General features: G+C 45.2%; 1 protein-coding gene. It reads right to left on the bottom strand.

The features are described from left to right. Window positions 1-621: 621 nt before the first annotated feature. A complete protein-coding gene (locus JI65_RS16550; RefSeq protein WP_191018271.1) occupies window positions 622-3,408 on the bottom strand; it encodes a glycoside hydrolase family 3 C-terminal domain-containing protein in 2,787 nt (928 codons plus the stop codon). Window positions 3,409-3,656: the final 248 nt, after the last annotated feature.

Here is a 3,656-nt window from a genome sequence, read left to right as displayed (position 1 = left end):
ACAAACTTTTAGATTTTAAACGCAGCTAAACACAGATAAACACGGATGGGACACAGATACTGAAAAACGCGGATAACGCAGATTTGTCACAGATAATAAAAAAAATCGGGATAACACAACAATGCCAGCCAGAGCGCAGTCGGAATGCCCGTTTTGTCACCTCGAGCGCAGTCGGAATGACCGTTTTTGTCACCTCGAGCGTTGTCGGAATGACCGTTTTTGTTACCTCGAGCGTAGTCGGAATGACCGTTTTTGTCACCTCGAGCGTAGTCGGAATGACCGTTTTTGTCACCTCGAGCGTTGTCGAGAGGTCTACAAGCAATAGTTTTCTCCACTCCGCTATTCTCAAGGAACAGTAGATGTCTCGACTTCGCTCGACATGACAGACTGGGACGCTCTGAACTAGTTTCGGGGTCTTTTTTTCCCGCAAGACGACAGAGATTCTGAATCAAGTTCAGAATGACAAACTTTTAGATTTTAAACGCAGATGTTCGCAGATATTCGCAGATTCCCAAATAAATATCGGTTCTACGAATATCCGTGTTCAATCCGCGTAACTCTGCGCGCATCTGCGTCAAAAACTAGAATCTTAGTTTTTCAGAGTTCCATTAATTTCTTTTCTTAAATGGAAATTACGCCCAAGGAAACTGGTGTAATCACTTCGCTTGAAATAATAATTTGCTTTACCTTTATTCCAGGCATAGTGTGCTCAAGAGAAATTTTATAAAATCCCTTTTCCAAATGAACTTGAGCGGCATTTACGGTAGTTTCAATGCCGGCCGTGCTGCGACATTCCAGAGAAGCCGCTTGGGCACCATCAATCATAATGTTGCTCACGGACTGAGAAAGGTCGTCACCGTCTTTGCTGTACGTTCCGCTAATGTTGTACATGGCATCATGCTCGGCCTGCAAATAGAAAACTCCGCCCTCCGGAAGGAAAGCCTCGCCTTCTTTTGCAATTTTTCCATCTGTCGGCATTTTGGTCAAAGCCGTTGTAAACGACTTAAAGATTTTTAGAGGACGCAACGGACGTTTTGAAACAGGCGCATCCAGAATAAAATTCAGAATGTTTCGCGCCGCATTCTGCAACTCGCCCAAAGAAAGCGTTCCAGCCTCCAACGAAGAAAGCGTGTTGTCGCCGTAGCAATTTTTTTCTGCGCCGTCATTGTCAACAACCATATAAACATCGTTTCCAGAACGAATCAAACTCGCAGTGTTTTTAAGAGTATCGCTTCCGCCTAAAACACAATCATTCATGGTTGCCCACCAATCAGTCATCACAAGACCAGAATACCCCCATTCGTTTCGGAGAATCGTCGTAACCAAATCAAAATTGCTCGCGCTCCAGTGACCGTTAATCGCGTTGTAGCTCGTCATCAACGACTTTACTTCCCCACTCTTTACGGCGCGCTCAAAAGCCTTCAAATAAATTTCTCGGAGAGCACGTTCAGAAACCACGGAATTCTGACTCCTTCTGAACGCTTCCTGACTGTTCGCCGCAAAATGTTTGATTGTGCCAGAAGCCCCGGCCCGGTTCAAACCGCGCAAAGCCGAAATGGCCATAAAGCCCGAAAGAAGCGGGTCTTCCGAATAATACTCAAAGTTCCGCCCGTTAAGCGGTGAGCGGTGAATATTTACGCCAGGACCAAGCAAAGTGTCAATTTCGTACTGAACAAGCTCCTTTCCTTCAAAAGTGTATAATTCTTCTATTATTTTAGGATTCCAGGTGCACGCGAGAAGAGTTCCGATTGGCATGAGATTTGCCTCTTTTCCCGTGTCAAGACGAATGCCGCTCGGTCCGTCAGAGCACCCCGCCGCAGGAATTCCAAAATCACGGAGTTTTTGCGTAATTCCGCCGTAAGCTGCCGCAATTCCCACTGTCACTTTTTGGCTCATCATTCCTTCGCCACGTATCATGGCGGCAAGTTCTGTCTTGTCGATTTGGGCAATAAAATCATTAAGTTTTGAGCGGTCGTTAATCACATCCTTAAAGCGAATTCCTTTGTCGCCGGTAAACGGAATTTCTTTTGGAAGATTTTTTTGAATCCGCTCGGCAAGATTGATTTTTGAAAGCGGAACGTCTTCTTCCAAAAGGCTGTATTTTTCGCCAAGAAGCGAACCAGGTTTTATACGCTTAAAAGGCACGCTTGGCGAAGATGCTTCGGAAAGAGTCTGCACAACTTTTAATTTTTCAAGCTCAATTCCAGCTTTTCCGTCAACAGAAATCTGTTCGGCATTCTGCACGTCCGTTCCCACAAAGATTTTGTAAAGTCCTTCTTCAAGCACAAAGCAAGATTTGTTTCCTGTTGCCCCAGAATCATCGTAACTTGCAAAATCAGAAAGTTTGAATTCCAAATTCAGAACTTCGCACGAGCCGGCTGCAAGCTCCGAAGTTTTTGCAAACGCCGCAAGAACTCGCCGAGGTTTTCCGAGCACGCCCTGAGGAGCTTCAACGTAAACCTGAACGACTTCTTTTCCGGCATGAGTTCCGGTATTTTTTACATTCACCTGAACGAACACAGAATCATCTTTGAAGGATGCCTTCTGAGTTTCGACACTGAACGTTGTGTAACTCAAACCGAATCCGAATGGAAAGCGAACTTCTTCAGGCGCAAAAGTTGAAAAATATCGGTAGCCAACGTAAATGTCTTCCTGATAGAACACGTTTCCGTCATTTCCAAAATTTTTTGCAGACGGATAAGAATCAACGTGCCGCGCAATTGTGTCAGAAAGTTTTCCGCTTGGATAAGCACAACCGCACAAAATTCGTGCAATAGCCCTTCCGCCTTCCTGACCGCCCTGCCAAGATACAAGAACAGATTTTATATGGCCTTTAAAAGCTGAATCAAAAATCCACTCCATGTCCATTATGTTCGACACGTTAAGAACGACGCACACGTTTTCAAAAGCCGAACAGATTTTTTCAAGGGCACTTCTTTCGCCGTCGCTCAAATACCAGCTGCCTTTTTCGGCTTTATTGTCCTTGTCCTCGCCGGCGGTGCGTCCAATAACAAAAATCGCCTTAGAATGATTTTTTGCAGACTCCAAAACAACAGAATCCGAGAGAGGCATTTCTTTTTGGCTCCACGGTTCAGCCGCCCAGCCGCCACCTCCGTTGTCGAACGGATTTTTCTGGAGCCAGTCGCGGTAAGTTTTTGCAAGTTTTGTATCAACGCCGGCAAGTGCCTTATGAGATGCACAAAGCTCCAAAAGCGAATCTGTAAGATTTGTTGTGTAGCTCACATGAACAGAGCCGCCAGAGCCCATTCCGCTTCTGTAATACTCAAACTGGCATCGGCCAAAAACCGCTACAGAATCTTCTTTTGAAAATGGAACAACCCTATCTTCGTTTTTAAGCAGAACCACACCTTCTTCTGCTACCTGACAAATTTTTTCTGCGAATGTCATTTTTGCCTTCCTTTATCGAAATTCCTTAACAAAGTTTCCATATTATCAACTTACCAGTGTAAAAATCAGTTGGTCGTCCGTTGCGGCGTTTCACAAAAATGATGGCTGACCGTAAGCGGTATCCGACTCCCTTCGGTCGCGAACGGTCAGAATCATTTTTGTGCCCCGCCTCCACTGCCGCCCAACTGATTTTTAGTCAACTTGTAATAATAAAATTGCCATGGACGTCGCATTTTGGGTAAGTGGAC

It is taken from the genome of Treponema zioleckii (assembly GCF_014737315.1).
Lineage (GTDB): Bacteria > Spirochaetota > Spirochaetia > Treponematales > Treponemataceae > Treponema_D > Treponema_D zioleckii.
This window is presented reverse-complemented; position numbering and strand designations above follow the sequence as displayed.

Bases quoted from the DNA above. Each gene is read 5' to 3' on its own strand.
- JI65_RS16550 (WP_191018271.1), bottom strand. From the start codon at position 3,408: ATGACATTCGCAGAAAAAATTTGTCAGGTAGCAGAAGAAGGTGTGGTT.